Source organism: Caulobacter sp. FW305-C-30-S16 (assembly GCF_058783025.1).
The window spans coordinates 578096-594097 of the sequence record NZ_JBYSYH010000001.1 but is presented as its reverse complement, the minus strand read 5'-3'; the positions used below and the strand labels follow the sequence as shown (position 1 = coordinate 594097).

At 68.4% G+C, this 16002-nt stretch carries 18 protein-coding genes; 8 read left to right on the top strand and 10 right to left on the bottom strand.

Annotation, left to right across the window (positions count from 1 at the left end):
- The first annotated feature begins 36 nt into the window (after window positions 1-36).
- Window positions 37-657: a DUF2306 domain-containing protein gene (locus tag AC3WJT_RS02850; RefSeq protein WP_492341550.1), complete on the top strand. Its 621-nt coding sequence runs from the start codon at window positions 37-39 to the stop codon at window positions 655-657.
- Between the two features lie 6 nt (window positions 658-663).
- Here the strand turns inward: AC3WJT_RS02850 and AC3WJT_RS02845 are convergent, their stop codons facing one another.
- Window positions 664-1974: an Hsp70 family protein gene (locus AC3WJT_RS02845; RefSeq protein ID WP_492341549.1), complete on the bottom strand. Its 1311-nt coding sequence runs from the start codon at window positions 1972-1974 to the stop codon at window positions 664-666.
- Window positions 1975-2089: 115 nt separating this feature from the next.
- A complete protein-coding gene (locus tag AC3WJT_RS02840; RefSeq protein ID WP_492341548.1) occupies window positions 2090-4381 on the bottom strand; it encodes an NADP-dependent malic enzyme in 2292 nt (763 codons plus the stop codon).
- A gap of 269 nt (window positions 4382-4650) precedes the next feature.
- Here AC3WJT_RS02840 and dapB point away from each other — a divergent pair, with 269 nt between their 5' ends.
- The gene (dapB, locus tag AC3WJT_RS02835; RefSeq protein ID WP_492341547.1) at window positions 4651-5436 is read left to right on the top strand and encodes a 4-hydroxy-tetrahydrodipicolinate reductase; all 786 of its coding nucleotides are present in this window, start codon (window positions 4651-4653) and stop codon (window positions 5434-5436) included.
- Window positions 5437-5783: 347 nt separating this feature from the next.
- Here the strand turns inward: dapB and cysQ are convergent, their stop codons facing one another.
- Both cysQ and AC3WJT_RS02825 read right to left on the bottom strand, forming a co-directional pair.
- Window positions 5784-6554 (bottom strand): 3'(2'),5'-bisphosphate nucleotidase CysQ, encoded by a 771-nt coding sequence (cysQ, locus tag AC3WJT_RS02830; protein WP_492341546.1) that lies wholly within the window; start codon window positions 6552-6554, stop codon window positions 5784-5786.
- A complete protein-coding gene (locus tag AC3WJT_RS02825) occupies window positions 6551-6739 on the bottom strand; it encodes a DUF3553 domain-containing protein (RefSeq protein ID WP_492341545.1) in 189 nt (62 codons plus the stop codon). Before AC3WJT_RS02825 ends, cysQ begins: the two co-directional genes overlap by 4 nt.
- A 65-nt stretch (window positions 6740-6804) precedes the next feature.
- On the opposite strand from AC3WJT_RS02825, the gene chpT reads away from it, so the two are divergent.
- The 5 genes from chpT (at window position 6805) to AC3WJT_RS02800 (ending at window position 11141) form a co-directional block, all read left to right on the top strand.
- A complete protein-coding gene (gene chpT / locus AC3WJT_RS02820; protein WP_492341544.1) occupies window positions 6805-7485 on the top strand; it encodes a histidine phosphotransferase ChpT in 681 nt (226 codons plus the stop codon).
- Window positions 7486-7755: 270 nt separating this feature from the next.
- Window positions 7756-8169: a response regulator gene (locus tag AC3WJT_RS02815; RefSeq protein ID WP_492342363.1), complete on the top strand. Its 414-nt coding sequence runs from the start codon at window positions 7756-7758 to the stop codon at window positions 8167-8169.
- Window positions 8166-8993 carry a CheR family methyltransferase gene (locus AC3WJT_RS02810; protein WP_492341543.1) on the top strand — a complete coding sequence of 276 codons (828 nt, stop codon included), beginning with the start codon at window positions 8166-8168 and terminating at the stop codon, window positions 8991-8993. Before AC3WJT_RS02815 ends, AC3WJT_RS02810 begins: the two co-directional genes overlap by 4 nt.
- Window positions 8993-9775 (top strand): hypothetical protein, encoded by a 783-nt coding sequence (locus AC3WJT_RS02805; RefSeq protein WP_492341542.1) that lies wholly within the window; start codon window positions 8993-8995, stop codon window positions 9773-9775. Before AC3WJT_RS02810 ends, AC3WJT_RS02805 begins: the two co-directional genes overlap by 1 nt.
- A 76-nt stretch (window positions 9776-9851) precedes the next feature.
- Window positions 9852-11141: a cytochrome P450 gene (locus AC3WJT_RS02800; protein ID WP_492341541.1), complete on the top strand. Its 1290-nt coding sequence runs from the start codon at window positions 9852-9854 to the stop codon at window positions 11139-11141.
- Between the two features lie 62 nt (window positions 11142-11203).
- On the opposite strand, the gene AC3WJT_RS02795 is transcribed toward AC3WJT_RS02800, so the two are convergent.
- The 4 genes from AC3WJT_RS02795 to nepR all read right to left on the bottom strand — a co-directional run bounded on the left by AC3WJT_RS02795 (window position 11204) and on the right by nepR (window position 13904).
- Window positions 11204-11338, bottom strand: a complete 135-nt coding sequence (locus AC3WJT_RS02795; protein WP_492341540.1) for an entericidin A/B family lipoprotein — start codon at window positions 11336-11338, stop codon at window positions 11204-11206.
- Window positions 11339-11406: 68 nt separating this feature from the next.
- Window positions 11407-13044: a sensor histidine kinase PhyK gene (gene phyK, locus AC3WJT_RS02790; RefSeq protein ID WP_492341539.1), complete on the bottom strand. Its 1638-nt coding sequence runs from the start codon at window positions 13042-13044 to the stop codon at window positions 11407-11409.
- 62 nt (window positions 13045-13106) lie between these two features.
- On the bottom strand, window positions 13107-13718 hold the full coding sequence (locus tag AC3WJT_RS02785) for a sigma-70 family RNA polymerase sigma factor (RefSeq protein ID WP_492341538.1): 612 nt from the start codon (window positions 13716-13718) through the stop codon (window positions 13107-13109).
- Window positions 13719-13904, bottom strand: a complete 186-nt coding sequence (nepR, locus tag AC3WJT_RS02780) for an anti-sigma T factor NepR (protein ID WP_492341537.1) — start codon at window positions 13902-13904, stop codon at window positions 13719-13721.
- Between the two features lie 227 nt (window positions 13905-14131).
- On the opposite strand from nepR, the gene phyR reads away from it, so the two are divergent.
- Complete coding sequence (phyR, locus tag AC3WJT_RS02775) at window positions 14132-14923, top strand: anti-anti sigma factor/receiver protein PhyR (RefSeq protein WP_492341536.1); 792 nt, start codon at window positions 14132-14134, stop codon at window positions 14921-14923.
- A gap of 8 nt (window positions 14924-14931) precedes the next feature.
- Here the strand turns inward: phyR and AC3WJT_RS02770 are convergent, their stop codons facing one another.
- Window positions 14932-15177, bottom strand: a complete 246-nt coding sequence (locus AC3WJT_RS02770; protein WP_492341535.1) for a hypothetical protein — start codon at window positions 15175-15177, stop codon at window positions 14932-14934.
- A gap of 310 nt (window positions 15178-15487) precedes the next feature.
- A complete protein-coding gene (locus AC3WJT_RS02765) occupies window positions 15488-15925 on the bottom strand; it encodes an OmpA family protein (protein ID WP_492341534.1) in 438 nt (145 codons plus the stop codon).
- Between the last annotated feature and the right edge of the window lie 77 nt (window positions 15926-16002).

Sequence of the window (16002 nt, the reverse complement as noted above, 5' to 3'; positions counted from 1 at the left end):
GTGACACGGTTCAGGCTCGATCGCAGGGAGCCGCCCATGTCCGCCAACACCGCCTCACCCGCCGCCCCGAAGACCGGCTGGCCGTTCCGGCTGATGCTGGCCGGATCGCTGCTGATCGCCCTGGCCTCGGCGCGCTACCTGGTTCCCGGCGCACCGGGCGGGGCTCCGGACATCATCACCAACGCGTTTGCGAAGTACGGCGCCCTGACCGTCCATGCCGGCTTCGCTATCGTCGCCCTGACGATCGGGCCGTTCCAGTTCCTGCGGGGCCTCCGGGCCCGGCGGCCGGGCCTGCACCGCTGGATGGGGCGGACCTATGTGCTGGCCTGCCTCGTCGCCGGCGCCGCCGGCCTGGTGCTGGCCTTCGGTGCGACCACCGGACCGGTCTCGACGGCGGGGTTCGGCCTGCTGGCGGTGCTGTGGCTGTTCACGACGACCAAGGCCTGGACCTCGGCGATGAACCGCCGGTTCGACGAGCATCGCCGCTGGATGATCCGCAGCTTCGCCCTGACCTTCGCGGCGGTGACCCTGCGCCTCTACCTGCCCTTCGCCTTCTTCTCGCCGTTCGGCTACGACGACACCTACCGGGCGATCAGCTTCCTCTGCTGGGTCCCGAACCTGGCGTTTGCGGAGGTGTTTGTGAGAGTGCGGCGGTAGCGGCCCCTACCCCGCCCGCTCACTCCAGTCGTCCAGGTCCTCTTCCGCCCCAAGCAGCGCAAGGCCCGTCGCGATCGACACCAGCTCGGCGCCGCTCTCCAGCTTGCCCGCCCCGAAGCGGCGCTCGAAGATCCCCCTCACCGCCGGCACGAAGCTCGACCCGCCCGTGAGGAACACCCGGTCGACGCCCGCCTCGGTCAGCCCGGCCCGCGACAGCGCCTGATCGACCGCGCCCTCGATGGCCGTCAGCTCCGGCTGGATCCAACGGTCGAAGGACGCCCGCTTCACCGGCCCCTCGATCTCCACCGACCCGCCTTTGAAGCTGAACACCGCCTCCTCGGCCCCCGACAGCGCCTCCTTCAGCCGCGAGACGGACTGGTAGAGCCGGTAGCCGTGGTTGTCGTCGAGCACCTCGACCAACCGCTCGAGCTTCTCCGGCTCGACCGCGTCGCGCACCAGCCGGCGGATGTCGCGCATGTCCTTCGACGCCCGCAGCAGGGCCAGCTGCTCCCACCGCGCGAAGGCGGTGAAGTAGCGGTTGGGCAGCGGGATGACGTTGTCGAACGCCTTGTACAGGCTGCCCTTGCCGAGCTTGGGCGACACCAGATGGTCGATTATCCGGTAGTCGAACGCGTCCCCCGCCACGCCCACCCCGGCGTTGGACAGGGCCTGCGACTTCACCCGCCCGTCCTGGCGCGTGAACTTCACCAGCGAGAAGTCGCTCGTGCCGCCGCCGAAATCGGCCACCAGCACCGTGGCGTCGCCCTCCAGCCGCTTGGCGAAGAAGAAGGCCGCCGCGACGGGCTCGTAGACATAGCGGATGTCCTCGAACCCCAGCCGTTTGAACGCCGTCTCATAGCGGGTCAGCGCCAGCGCCGGGTCCGGCCGCAACCCGGCGAACGCCACCGGCCGCCCGACAATCACCCGCTTGGGCAGATCGGCGAGATCGGCGCCGCCGTGCTCGCGCACCTTCAGCAGGAAGGCGCTCAGCAGGTCCTCGAAACTGAACCGCCGCCGCAGGATCTCGGTGTCGGTGAACAGCGTCGAGGCGGCGTAGCTCTTGAACGACTGTATGAACCGCGTCTCCAGCGGCTCCTCGACATAGGCGTCGATGGCCCAGGGCCCGGCCTCTACCACCCGGCCGGCGGGGTCGTCGGCGGGGGCGTGGAAACTCAGCGCCGAGCGGAAGGCGTTGAACGGCTGGCCGTCATGGCTGAACCCGGCGAGGGCCGCCTGGCCGTCACCCTGGTCGAAGGCGACGACCGTGTTGGTCGTGCCGAAATCAACGCCGATCGCGGCGTCGGGTACGCGCGTCATGGGATTGTCCCTTCGCGGAAAATGGAGTGGCGCGCGCGCCACCCCGGCGAAGGGGCGGGCGTCAGGCCTGGAGGATGAAACTCGTCACAGCGCGGCTGATCATGAAGCCATGGCCCTACTCCGCCACCGGCTCGAGCGGCTGGTCGTAAGCCGCCATGAGCGCCATGTTGAGAATCCGGGACACCGAGGCCGACAGCGGCGCGATCTGCACCGACTTGTTCATGCCCAGCAGGATCGGACCCATCACCGTCGCCCCGCCCAGGCTCTGGACCAGCTTGGTCGAGATCGAGGCGGAGTGGATTGCCGGCATGATCAGGATGTTGGCCGGGCCGGTCAGGCGCATGAACGGGAAGTTGCCGCGCGACTCGGGCTCCAGCGCCAGCTCGGGCGGCATCTCGCCTTCGTACTCGAAGTCGATGTCGTCCCGCTCGTCGAGCATGGCGACCGCCTCGCGGACCTTCTCCGAGCGCAGCCCCATCGGGTTGCCGAAGGTCGAGTAGCTGAGGAAGGCCACCCGCGGGGTGAAGCCGAGCCGACGCACCGCGCCGGCCGCCTCGCAGGCGATCTCGACCAGCTCGTCGGCCTCGGGCATCTCGGTGACGTTGGTGTCGGCAATGAACACCGTGTGGCCCTTGGCCAGCACGATCGACATGCCCATGACCCGGCCGCCGGGGGCCGGATCGATGACCCGCAGGACCTCTTCCAGCACCTGGTCGTAGCTGCGGGTAACCCCGGTGACCATGCCGTCCGCGTCGCCGAGCGCGACCATCGAGGCGGCGAAGCTGTTGCGGTCCTGGTTGATCAGCCGCTGCACGTCGCGCTTTAGGTACCCCTCGCGCTGGAGCCGCTGGTACAGGTGCTCGACGTAGTCCGGATTGCGGTCCGACAGGCGCGCGTTGACGATCTGCAGGTCGACCTCGTCCGGGTTCAGACCGGCCAGACGCATGTTCTCCTGCACCAGTTCCTCGCGACCGCAGAGGATCGCCTGGCCATAGCCCTGGGCCTGGAAGGCGTAGGCGGCGCGGATCACGCTGGGCTCCTCGCCCTCGGCGAAGACGATGCGCTTCCTGGGGCCGTTCATCACGGCGCCGGAGATTTTCTGCAGGAAGGCCGCCGTCGGATCGAGCCGCTGCGCCAGCGAGGCGCGGTAGGCGTCCATGTCGGCGATCGGCCTGCGCGCCACGCCGGTGTCCATCGCCGCCTGGGCGACAAACGGCGGGATGTACCAGATCAGCCGCGGATCGAAGGCCGACGGGATGATGTACTGCGGGCCGAACTTCAGCTGCCGGCCGTGGTAGGCGGCGGCCACCTCATCCGGCACGTCTTCCCGCGCCAGCATGGCCAGGGCGTTGGCGCAGGCGATCTTCATCTCGTGATTGACCCGGCGGGCCCGCACATCGAGCGCCCCGCGGAAGATGTAGGGGAAGCCCAGGACGTTGTTGACCTGGTTGGGATAGTCGCTGCGGCCGGTGCCCATGATCGCGTCGCCGCGCACGGCGTGCACCTCTTCGGGCGTGATCTCCGGATCCGGATTGGCCATGGCGAAGATCACCGGATTGGGCGCCATGCTGGCGATCATTTCCTTGGTGAAGGCGCCCTTGGCCGACAGGCCCAGCAGCACGTCCGCCCCAACCACGGCCTCGGCCAGGGTGCGCTTGTCGGTGTCGACCGCGTGGGCGCTCTTCCACTGGTTCATGCCGTCGGTGCGGCCCTGGTACAGCACGCCCTTGGAGTCGCAGGCGATGACGTTCTCGGGCCGCACACCCATCGCCTTGATCAGTTCCATCGAGGCGATGCCGGCGGCGCCGGGCCCGTTCAGCACGACCTTCACGTCTTCCAGCTTCTTGCCGGTGATGTAGCAGGCGTTGATCAGGCCGGCGGCGCAAATGATCGCCGTGCCGTGCTGGTCGTCGTGGAACACCGGGATATCCAGCAGCTCCTGGCAGCGCTGCTCGATGATGAAACACTCGGGGCTCTTGATGTCCTCGAGATTGATGCCGCCGAAGGTCACGCCGATGGTCTTGACCACGGTGATGATCTCGTCGGGATCCTCGGTGCTCAGCTCGATGTCGATGGCGTCGACGTCGGCGAAGCGCTTGAACAGCACCGCCTTGCCTTCCATCACCGGCTTGGAGGCCAGCGCGCCGAGGTTGCCCAGCCCGAGGATCGCGGTGCCGTTCGAGATCACCCCGACGAGGTTGCCCTTGGAGGTGTAGTCGTAGGCCAGGTCCGGGTTCTCGGCGATCGCCAGCACCGGCACGGCCACGCCCGGCGAATAGGCCAGGCTCAGGTCCCGCTGCGTCGCCATCGGCTTGGTCGCCGCGATGGCGATCTTTCCGGGCGTCGGGAACTGGTGGAAGGCCAGCGCTTCCTCGTCGGTGAAGGTCTTCTTTTCGGAGTCGCTCATGGCGAAGGGGACGTCCTTGGAACGCGAATGCAGGCGCTGTGGCGCCGGAATGTGCTGAGAGGCGCGCAACCTAACGGGCGGGAGGGGGCGGGACAACCTGTCGCGGTCTCTCAATCAAATCCGTCATCCTCGCCCTTGCGGCGAGGACCCATGCGCGGCGACCTTTCCGGAGAGGACTGTGTGCATGGGTCCTCGGGACAAGTCCGGGGATGACGGGGGTTTGATTCGGCAAGGGTGACGGGCGCGGAAGCAGGCGCTAATCCTTCCCCATGACCCACACCGCACCCGCCCCCGTGAAGATCGCCGTCGCCGGCGCGCTCGGCCGGATGGGCCGGGCGGTGATCGCGCTCTGCGAGGGCCGCGAGGATGTCGCCGTCGTCGCCCGCTACGAACGCCCGGGCGTCGAGGGCGAGGGGCTGGTCACGATCGACCAGGCCATCGCCGCCGCCGATGTGGTCATCGACTTCACCACGCCCGAGGCTTCCGTCGCCCTGGCCGAAAAGGCCGCCGGTCGCGGCGCGGTCGCCCTGGTCATCGGCACCACGGGCTTCTCGCAGGACCAGACCCGCCGCATCGACGAGGCCGCCGGCCGCATCGCCATTGTGCGCTCCGGCAGCTTCTCACTGGGCATCAACCTGCTGCTGGGCCTCGTCGAACAGGCCGCCCGCGCCTTCGACGCGAACGACTTCGACATCGAGGTCTTCGAGGCCCACCACAAGCGCAAGGTCGACGCCCCCAGCGGCACCGCATTGATGCTCGGCGAAGCGGCCGCGCGGGGCCGGGGCGTCGCCCTGAACGACGTGATCCAGCCCGCGCGCCACGGCCTGACCGGCGCGAGGCCCGACGGCCAGATCGGCTTCTCCGTGATGCGCGGCGGCGGCATCATCGGCGAGCACAGCGTGACGTTTGCCGGTGAGGAGGAGATCCTGACGATCAGCCACTCGTCGCGGGACCGGTCCCTGTTCGCGCGCGGCGCGGTGACGGCGGCAAGGTGGGTCGCCGGCCGAGGGGCCGGGGCGTTCGACATGCAGGATGTGCTGGGGCTGCGGGGATGAGCGGGAGTAGCGGGTTGGGATCTCGCCCACACCCCGCCCTTCATCTCATGGCGGGAGCTTCGCCGCTCGAGCCAGGTCACTCAAGGACCGCCCGCCGGGCGGCCGCGCGCGGCGGCGCGGAGCGCCGTCCTTGACTGACCTGACCCGACCGGCACGCTGGCCTACATGAGACAAAGGGCTTTCCTCCCCTCGCAAAGGGGAGGGGGACCACGCGGAGCGTGGTGGAGGGGCAGCGCCGGTCTCGCCGGAAGGACCGGAATTCAGGATGGGGCCGCCAGTGTCCGCGCCGGCCCCTCCACCGCCTCCGGCGGTCCCCCTCCCCGGCTACGCCAGGGAGGATTGCCGAATTACCCGCCGCGCGCCACGAACCACTCGTTCAGGAACCGCTTGTCGGCCTTGCCGTACAGAAACTCGGCCCCCTGATACCCGGTCACCGACCCGCCGGCGGCCTCGAGCACCGCCTGGGCTGCGCAGATGTCCCACTCGCTGGTCGGGCCGTGGCGCGGATAGATGTCGGCCACGCCCTCGGCGATGCGGCAAAGCTTGACCGAGCTGTCCATCGCCAGCTTGCGGTGAAAGCCGTACTCGGCCGTCAGTTTCGCCAGTTCCTCGTCCTTCATCGTGTGGCTGATCAGGGCCACCGCCTCGTCCTTCGGCCAGGGCCGCACGCGCACGGGCGAGGCCGGCCCGCCCTCGGCGCGCTTCATCGCGCCGCCCGCCGTGGTGAACCAGGTCTCGTTCGAGGCCGGGGCGCAGACCGCGCCCGCGACGGGACGCCGGCCCGCGACCAGACCGATGTTGACGGTGAAGCTCGGATCGCCGCGCATGAACGCCTTGGTCCCGTCGACGGGGTCGACGAGGAAGAACCGGTCGCCGATGGCTTCAGGGGTGCCGAACTCGGCGGCGGCTTCCTCGGCGACGATGGCGATGTCGGGAAAATGCTCCTTCAGCCGGGCGACGATCAGCTTCTCGCCCTCCTGGTCGGCGATCGTCACCGGGCTCATGTCGGCCTTGCTGGTGTGGGCCACCGTGCCGCCATGCGACCAGTAGGGCAGCACCAGCCGTCCGGCCTCCTCGACGATATCCGCCAGGATGAGTCCAATATCAGCGTCGCTCATCGGCGGGCTCCAGGGTCGTCGGCCACGAAGACCAGGCGCACGACCGACCCGTCGATCGCCTGTTTGCCGGCATGTTCGAAGTTCACGGTGACCCGCCGCCCGGTCACCGACTGCACCTGTCCCAGACCCCAGTCCTCGCGATCCGGATGGCGCACCAGGGCGCCGGGTTCGATGAACGGGTCCATGGGCGCTTCGTTAGGGGCCGGAAGGACGTTTGCCAACGCTTCAAATCAGGTCAATTTCGCTGGCCATGACCGACCCTGATCCCATCGAAGCCGCCTCGCCCGTCGTCGAGGAGACCCTGCCGGACGCCGCCGAGCTGGCGGCCCAGATCTCGGCGCGCCTCTGTCACGACTTCATCAGCCCGGCCAGCGCCATCGTCTCGGGCCTGGACCTGCTCGAGGACCCGACGGCGCAGGACATGCGCGAGGACGCCATGGACCTGATCGGCCAGAGCGCCCGCAAGCTGGCCGACCTGCTGCAGTTCAGCCGCGTGGCCTTCGGCGCCTCGTCGACGGCAGAGAGCTTCGATCCGCGCGAACTGGAGTCGCTGGCCAAGGGCGTCTTCGCCCATGTGCGGCCGGAGCTGGACTGGAAGGTCGAGCCTGCGACGGTCAACAAGGCCGCCGCCCGCATCCTGATGAACCTCTGCCAGATCGGCGCGGGCGCCCTGCCGATGGGCGGGACCGCCGTGGTCCGCGTGGTTGAGGCCGACGGCCGCGCGGCGATCACGCTCGACGCGACCGGCCCGCGCGCGCGGCTGAAGCCCGAAGTCCTGCGCGGCCTGAAGGGCGAGGGCCGCGGCGACGCGGTCGGCGGCGCCTGGGTCCAAGCCTACTACCTCTCCCTGATTGTCAAATCCGCCGGCGGCCAGCTGGCCGCGGAAGTCGGCGACGACAAGGTCACACTCGCCGCCTGGGCGCCGGTCTAGAATCCTCCCCGTCAGGGGAGGTGGCTCGCCTTCGGCGAGCCGGAGGGGGTTGCCCCCGATCAGCATTGTCATCCCGGACGGCCGCTCGGCCGATCCGGGACCCAGACCAGATCCAGTCCCCGGCGCCTGAAGCCAAATCTGGGTCCCGGCTCTCCGCGCTCCGCGCTGCGGCCGGGATGACAGTGTTTGTGACTTTCCACAGCTTTGGACAGGCCACCGTCTACGTTTTCTACGTCCTCTCACCACCCGTTAACCGACACGGCTCAAAACATCGGAAGGGGAAGGAGCGCTCGCGCCTTGAAAACCTGTCTGCTGGTTGATGATAGCCGGGTGATCCGCAAGGTCGCCCGCCGGATCCTCGAGGATCTGGGGTTCGAGGTCGCCGAGGCGTCCGACGGGCTGGAGGCGCTTGCCTGGTGCCGGGCGGCGATGCCCGACGTGATCCTGCTCGACTGGAACATGCCGGTGATGAACGGCCTGGACTTCCTGCGCCAGCTGCGGACCGAGCCCGGCGGCGACAGGCCCCAGGTAGTGTTCTGCACGGTCGAGAGCGAGCCGGCCCGCATCCGCGAGGCGCTGGCCGCCGGCGCCTGCGAGTACATCATGAAGCCGTTCGACGGCGACATCATCCAGGCCAAGTTCGCCGAGGCCGACATCTCCGCCCGGGAGACCGTCTCGATATGACCCCGGACGACATCAAGCTGGTCGTGGCCCTTTGCCGCCAGCGGGCGGGCCTGAACATCGACCCGACCAAGACCTACCTGATCGAAAGCCGCTTGGGGCCGCTCGCCCGGCGGGAGTCCTACGGTTCGGTCAGCGAGCTGATCGCCGGCCTGCGCGCGCGGCGCGAAGAGCCGCTGATCTGGGCGCTGGTCGAGGCGATGACGGCCAGCGAGACCGCCTTCTTCCGCGACCGGACGCCGTTCAGGCTGTTCCGGGACGACATCCTGCCGACCCTCACCCGCATGCGCGGGCCCGAGCCGATCCGCATCTGGAGCGCCGGCTGCTCGACGGGCCAGGAAGCCTACAGCCTGGCCATGATCGCCGAGGCCGGCGTCGGGCTGGAGCCGGGCGCGCGGATCGAGATCTACGGCTCGGACATCTCCGAGCGCTATCTCGAGAAGGCCCAGGCCGGGATCTACAACCAGTTCGAGGTCCAGCGCGGCCTGCCGATCCGGATGCTGGTCGACTATTTCGAGAAGGTCGAGGACAGCTGGCGGCTGTCGCCACGCATCCGCGGCCGGGTCCGCTGGCGGCGCCTGAACCTCGCCAGCGACCTGTCGGCGGTCGGCCGGTTCGACGTGATCTTCTGCCGCAACGTGCTGTCGGCGATGGACGATGCGATCCGGCCCGGCGTCCTGGAAGGCCTCGCCCGCGCCCTGCCGGCGGACGGCTTCCTCGTGCTCGGCCAGGGCGAGAGCCCGCTGGGACTGACCGACGCCTATCGGCCGATCAGCGGCCGCGACGGCCTCTATGCCCGCAACCCCGCCTTCCGGGTCGCCGCCTGATGCCGGAGAGCCGGGACCAGGCCGTGCTGGCCTGCATCCGGGTGCCCAAGAGCGGCTCCAAGAGCCTTTCGCGGATCGTCGCCGGGGCCTTTCCCGACCGCACCACCTTTTATCTGCCCGACACGCTGGGCCGTGAGGCGATGATCAGTCGCTGGCAGGCGTTCCGCCTGTGGCGCTCGCAGGCCCAGAACCTCAGCAAGCACCTGAAGGTGCTGACGCTCGACGCGGCCCTGGCGAAAATCGACGCCGCCGCCAGGCCGGGCGACCTGCTGATCGGCGGACACTTCGACCAGCCCGCGGTGCAGTCCGGCCTGGGCCTTCCCGTCCAGAGCATCGTCCTGCTGCGCGACCCGGCGGAACGGGCCCGGTCCGACTACAACTACGCCCGGCAGGGGTTCCTGAAGAAGAAGCCGTGGCAACGGTTCGACGCCCACCTGACCGCGCAGGCCGCCGGACGCTATGGCTTCGAGGGGTTCCTCGACTACCAGCTCGAGCATCCCGAGGTGTTCGGGGACCTGGCCAGCGCCTACCTGGGCTGGCTTCCCGGCCAGCCACTGGAGGCGGTGCTGCCGACGATCTGGTGCTGGGGCGTTTTGGAAAAGGCCGACGCCTTCGCAAACCGGATGTCGGAGCTGACCGGCAGGTCGCTGACCCTAAGCCAGTCGAATGTCACCCGCCAGGTCGAGGTGCTCGACATCTCCGCCGCCGAACGGCGCAAGATCGAGCGGCTCTACGCCCGCGACCTCGAGCTCCACGCCCGCTGCGGCCAGGACTACGGCTGACGCCTCCGTTCGGGGCCCCTTTGCTTCCGTGACGTCACGACGGCATGGTCGCGCCGGGGCAAAGAAGGAAACCACCATGAGCGGCGCCGAGCGCATTCCCGACGAGATCGCCTTCCAGGCCATCAATCCGGCGGCCTATGCCGACGACAGCGTCCATGACGCCTTCCGCTGGCTGCGCGCCAACAACCCGCTGGGCAAGGCCGAGCTCGAAGGCGTCTATCCGTTCTGGCTGGTGACGAAGCACGCCGACATTCTCGAGGTCAGCCGGCAGAACGATCTGTTCCACTCCGGCGACATGCCGACCACCTTCACCACGATCGAAGGCGACAAGATGGTCCGGGCCATGACCGGCGGCAGTCCGCACCTGGTGCGCACGCTGGTCCAGATGGATGCGCCGGACCACCCCAAGTACCGGATCATGACCCAGTCGTGGTTCCTGCCGCAGAACATCCGCAAGCTGGAAGACCGCATCCGCACGATCGCGCGCCAGCACGTGGATCACATGGCCTCGCTCGGCGGCGAATGCGACTTCGTCAACGAGATCGCCCTCTACTATCCGCTGCGGGTGATCATGGAGATCCTCGGCGTGCCGGCCGAGGACGAGCCGAGGATGCTCAAGCTGACCCAGGAGCTGTTCGGCGCCCAGGATCCCGACCTGAACCGCAACAAGAGCTCGGCCGAGACGATGCAGGGGCCCGAAGCTCTGGCCGCGCTTCAGGGCGTGATCGCCGACTTCTTCATGTACTTCAAAACGATCACCGACGACCGCAAGGCCAATCCGCGCGACGACGTGGCCAGCGTGATCGCCAACGGCAAGCTGGACGGCGAGCCGATCAACGACTTCGAGGCGATGAGCTACTACGTGATCGTCGCCACGGCCGGACATGACACGACGTCGTCGTCCACCGCGGGCGCCATCTGGGGCCTCTGCCAGTACCCCGAAGAACTGGCCAAGCTGAAGGCGGACCCGTCCCTGATCCCGGGCCTGGTCGACGAGGCCATCCGCTGGACCACGCCGGTGAAGCATTTCATGCGCTCGGCGACCGCCGACACCGAACTCGGCGGACGCAAGATCGCCAAGGGCGACTGGCTGTGGCTGGCCTATCCGTCAGGCAACCGCGACGAGACGGTCTTCGACGATCCCGACGCCTTCCGCGTCGACCGCTCGCCTAACAAGCATCTGGCCTTCGGCTACGGCGCGCACCTGTGTCTGGGCCAGCATCTGGCCAAGATGGAAATGCGCATCCTGTTCGAGGAACTGCTCCCGCGCCTCGAGACGCTGGCGTTCAACGGCGAGCCGCGCCGCAGCCTCGCCAGCTTCGTCAGCGGACCCAAGTCCCTGCCGATCAAGTACAGCATGACCTGAACGCGAAACGGCCCCCGACGATGAGGTCGGGGGCCGTTCCGTGGTCCGGATCCTTGCGACGCCTACTTGGCGTCGTTCGCGGTATCTTCGACAGCCGCGCCGGCGGCCTGGACGTCCTTGCCGGCGCCTTCGATGGTGTTGCAGGCGGCGGCGAGCAGGCTGGCGGCCGCAACGGCCAGAATTACGATCTTACGCATGGCGCAGTCTCCTCGAGCCCCGATGAGCGGGGCGGTTGTTGCACGGGGGAACAACGCCTCCCGCACCTTCAGGTTCCGTCCGCGGGAACCTCGGGCATCGGAAAGACAAGGCGCGCGGTAAGGCCGCCCATGGGGTTCTGTTCAAGGGTCATCTTGCCGCGCAATTGACGCGCGAAGGCATTCATCAATGTGCGGCCGACACCGGCGGTCTGGGAGGACTCGGCGGTCGACGCGACCCCGCCGCCGCCGTCGTCCGCGATCGCGAGTTCCGCCTCGCCGTCGCGCAGGGTGAAGTCGACGGTCAGCGTCCCGCCTGTGTTCCGCAGGGCGTGCTTCTGGGCGTTGGTGACGGCCTCGACCGCGAACAGCGCCAGCGGCGCGAGCTTGTCAGGGTCGATCGCCAGCATGTCGGCGCGCACCTCGGTACGGATGTGACCTCCCGCCTCGCCGGCCAGAAGCTGCCCGATCAGATCTTCCAGGAAGGGCTTCAGGTCGACGTGCCTGAGGTCGGGACCCTGGTAGAGGGCGCGGTAGATCAGGGCGAGGGCAGTGATCCTCTGACGGGTATCGCTCATCGCGGCCCGCGCGGCCGGGTCGCTGAGCGCCCGCTCCTGCATGCTCAGCAGGGAACTGATGACCTGGAGATTGTTCTTCACCCGGTGATGGATCTCGCGCATCAGCGCGTCCTTCTGGTCCAGGTTCTCGTGCAGGGTGGCGTCTCGCTCGACGATGGTCGCGGCCATGTGGTCGAGCGTTTCCGCCAGATCGCGAATCTCCGGCGGCGCCCGCTCTGCCCGCAACGGCCGGACCGTGAACCGCCCCCGGGCGTAGATTTCGGCGATCCGCTGCAGATAGGCGATCCAGCGGCCGACCACGCGCTCGGCCGCGAAGAACACGGCGAGCAGGGCGACGATGAAGGCGACCAGCGGGAAGACAATGCCTGACAGAGGGTCCAGCCAGTCTGTCGAAAACAGTCCCGCAGAGGGCGCCGACAGAACGACGAACAGGCTGTCCCCGACCAGTGGCGCGGCGGAATAGACCCGCCGTACGTTCCGGCCATCGGGGCCATAGCCCAGGTAGGAGCCCCTGACGGCGACACGGTCGACCCAGGCCTTCATCGCCGGCGGAAAGGCCCTTCTGTCGGTGACCGACAGAATCTGGCCCTGACGATCAATAACCGCCACCTGCGCGCCGCGCGGAAGCGTGCGCTCCTCGGGCTGCGGCTGCAGGCTGGACAGCGGAATGACCGCCGCAAGCACGCTGAAGCCGGTCTTGGGGTCCCAGGATCGCGTCGCGGTGAACAGGCTCGGCTCAGTCGAATACCGGACCCCCGGCGTCAGGGTCACCACCATCGTCTCGCCGCCCTGAAGCCGGCGGAACCAGTCACGGTCGCGCCGCGCCGCATCCGCCGGGACGGTTTGCGCCGAACAGGCCACGCGCCCGATCCGGTCGAACCGGATCAGGTTGGCGTACTCGGGCAGCCGTTGCCGGATGTCGCCCAGCCGTCGCGAGCAGTCCATGCCGATCGCGCCCGGGCCGAGGGTCTCGAGCAGAACGCCCGCCGCTTCCATGCGGGCGCGCGCTGACGCCGCGCTCCGTTCGGCGGCCGATTGCAGGACCGCCTGCCGGTCCGCGGCTTCGCGCTGATAGGCGAGCAGGGACTGGCCCGCGCCGAGCAGAAGCACCGGCAGCAGGGCCAGCGCCATGGCGACGCCCAGCCTCACACGGATCGTGGTTGCAGGCCCCCACCGCAACCGGTCGGACAATCTCACCGGATGGCGCTCAGCCGCTCCGCGTCAGCGATGATCGAGCGCATCGCATCTCCGGCCTCGCGACCGTCACGGTCATAGGCGCCGGTCTCGAGGATGCCTTGCAGGGCCTTTCGCGCCCGGCTGACCCTGCTCTTCACGGTGCCGACAGCGCAGCCACAGATGTCCGCCGCCTCTTCGTAGGCGAAGCCGCCGGCCCCCACGAGGATCAGCGCTTCGCGCTGCTCATAGGGCAGCATGCCCATGGCCAGCCGAAGTTCATCCAGGGCGAGGGGGGCCCCGGGATCATCAACGGCGACCAGCGTACGCTCGGCGGCTTCCTGGTCGAGCTGGGTCGAGCGCCACGAGCGGCGCTTGTCGGAATAGAACTGGTTGCGAAGGATCATGAAGGTCCAGGCCTTCATGTTGGTGCCCAGCTGGAAGCTCGCCCGGGCGTCCCAGGCCTTGATCATGGCGTCCTGCGCGAGATCGTCGGCCTGCGTCGCGTCGCCGGTCAGCGTTCGGGCGAAAGCGCGCAGATGCGGGATCAGGGTGACCAGCTCACGCTGGAACACCTTGTCGCGGGCTGCCCCTTCGAGGGGGACGGCCTCGCCGGCGGGTGGTGCGCTCATCTAGCCCTCACCGTTCTTCCGGTCAGCCTGACGCAGGATATCGAGGAACTCGTCGGGTACGGGCTCGTTGACGACCTCATCGAACATCTGGCGCAGCTTCACGCCGATCGCCCGTTGCCGCAGCCTCGCTTCATCGAGCGGGGCCGCACCCTTCCGCCGTTCATCCATGGGACCTTGATCGATCATGCTATCGGCGCGGCGACATGCCCGCCCCCTCCTGGAACTGAGACTCAGGCGGTTCAACGCCCGATTTCGCGCCCGGTTCCCAAAACAATGCCCGGCATGATGGCCCAGACAAATTATTCTGGGAACCGCCGCCGTTCCGGCGCGTTGGCGCTCCTGAGGGAGACGCGTCCCGTCCTTGCGGGCGTCGATGCGCGCTCCCAGTTCGAGGCTTGAAAACGGGAGGGGTTATGAGTCTTCTTGCTCGTCTGGCGCCGCATCTGCCCTACATGCGCCGATATGCGCGAGCCCTTACGGGAAGCCAGTCCACTGGCGATCAGTATGTGCGCGTCGCGCTCGAAGCGCTGGCGGCCGGCGAAAAGCAGCTCGACAGCCGGCTTTCGCCCCGCGTCGCGCTCTATCATGTGTTCCACGCCATCTGGTGCACCTCGGGCGCGCGCCTGGAGGATCGCACTCCGTCGGAAGGCCATGAGGCCAGCCAGCGGTTGATGCGGATCGCGCCCCGCTCGCGGCAGGCCTTCCTGCTGACCGCGCTCGAAGGGTTCACCCCCAGCGAAGCGGCCCAGATCCTCGACACCGACTTCCCGGACATCGAGCGGCTGATTTCCCAGGCCCAGACCGAAATCGACGCCGAACTGGCGACGGACGTCCTGATCATCGAGGACGAGCCGGTGATCGCTGCCGACATCGAGGCGCTCGTGCGCGAACTCGGCCATACCGTGGTCGACATCGCCGCAACCCGCTCCGAGGCCGTCGAGGCCGTCGCCCGCAAGGCGCCGGGCCTGGTCCTCGCCGACATCCAGCTGGCTGACGGCTCGTCAGGCATCGACGCGGTGAAGGACATCCTCGGCCACTACGATATCCCGGTCATCTTCATCACCGCCTTCCCGGAACGCCTGCTGACCGGAGAGCGTCCCGAGCCGACCTTCCTGATCACCAAGCCCTTCCAGCCGGAAACGGTGAAGGCGGCGATCGGCCAGGCGCTGTTCTTCCATCCCGGCCGGACCGCCAAGGCGGCCTGATCGCAGCCCTAGTCTGCCGGTGCGCCGACGGCCCGCGATTCCGCGGCCGTCGGCGTATTCGTCGCGTCAGCCGCCGACAGATCGCCGGCGCGGAACATCCAGCTGCCGAACAGGGCGGCGATGGCCAGCACCGTAGAGCAGACGAGCATCCAGAAGGCATGACGACCCCAGCGGCCCTGACGGGCGTCGGTAGCGTCGATGTGCACCTCACCGGACGGGGGCGGGCGGGAAAAGCGCTTGAAGATCGCGGCCATGGGATCGGTCTCCTGTCCGTTTGGTCGGGCTGGAAACGTTTCGCGACAGGGGGACGTTCCGGTTTCGCGTGTGCGGCGAAAAAAGATTCAACTTTTCCCGGATCGATCGGAACGAATTTCGGACAAGGGACGTTTATGGATTGCGGAGGCGGCGACGCCCCCCCCGACTTGAGGCTGGTGAAAGCCAGCCAGTCGCCTCCGCACCCTTTTCCCGACACTGCAGACTTCAGGGGGCGGACCCAGCATCCGCCCCCTGTTTCTTTTGCCTGAAGCCCCGCCTTCGGCGCTCCGGGCCGGGGCGTCTAAGGTCCTAGCGCGACAGGTGGAAGGTAACGTCCGTCCGCCGACGCAGGGGACGATCAGCGCCCGAGGCCGTCACCGCGCCCTGCTCGCCGACAGCGGCGACGTCGAAGTTCACGGTCGAGAAGCCCAGACGCGAGACCGCCTTGCGCACGGCGTCGGCGCGCTTCCGGGACAGCGCCAGGTTCACGGCCGGATCACCGACCGAGTCGGCAAGACCGGTGACGTCGACCTGACCCAGCGTGCAGCCCCTGGCCAGGTCGCCGGCGCCCTTGAGTACGGCCTGGGCCTCGCGGGTAATCGTCGCCGAGTCCCGCTCAAAGTAGATCGACACGGTCAGGTCCTGGCAGACATTGGGGGTCTTCGCCCGCCAGCTGCTCATCGTGCCACAACCGCCCAGCGCCAGCGCGGCGACGCCCAGCGCCGCCAGCTTCGAGATCCTGTTCATCACCCAACCCTCAGACCAAAATGAAAGGGCGGTCGACCACCTGGCCGACCGCCCCTCGCACATCAGCGAGCACAGGG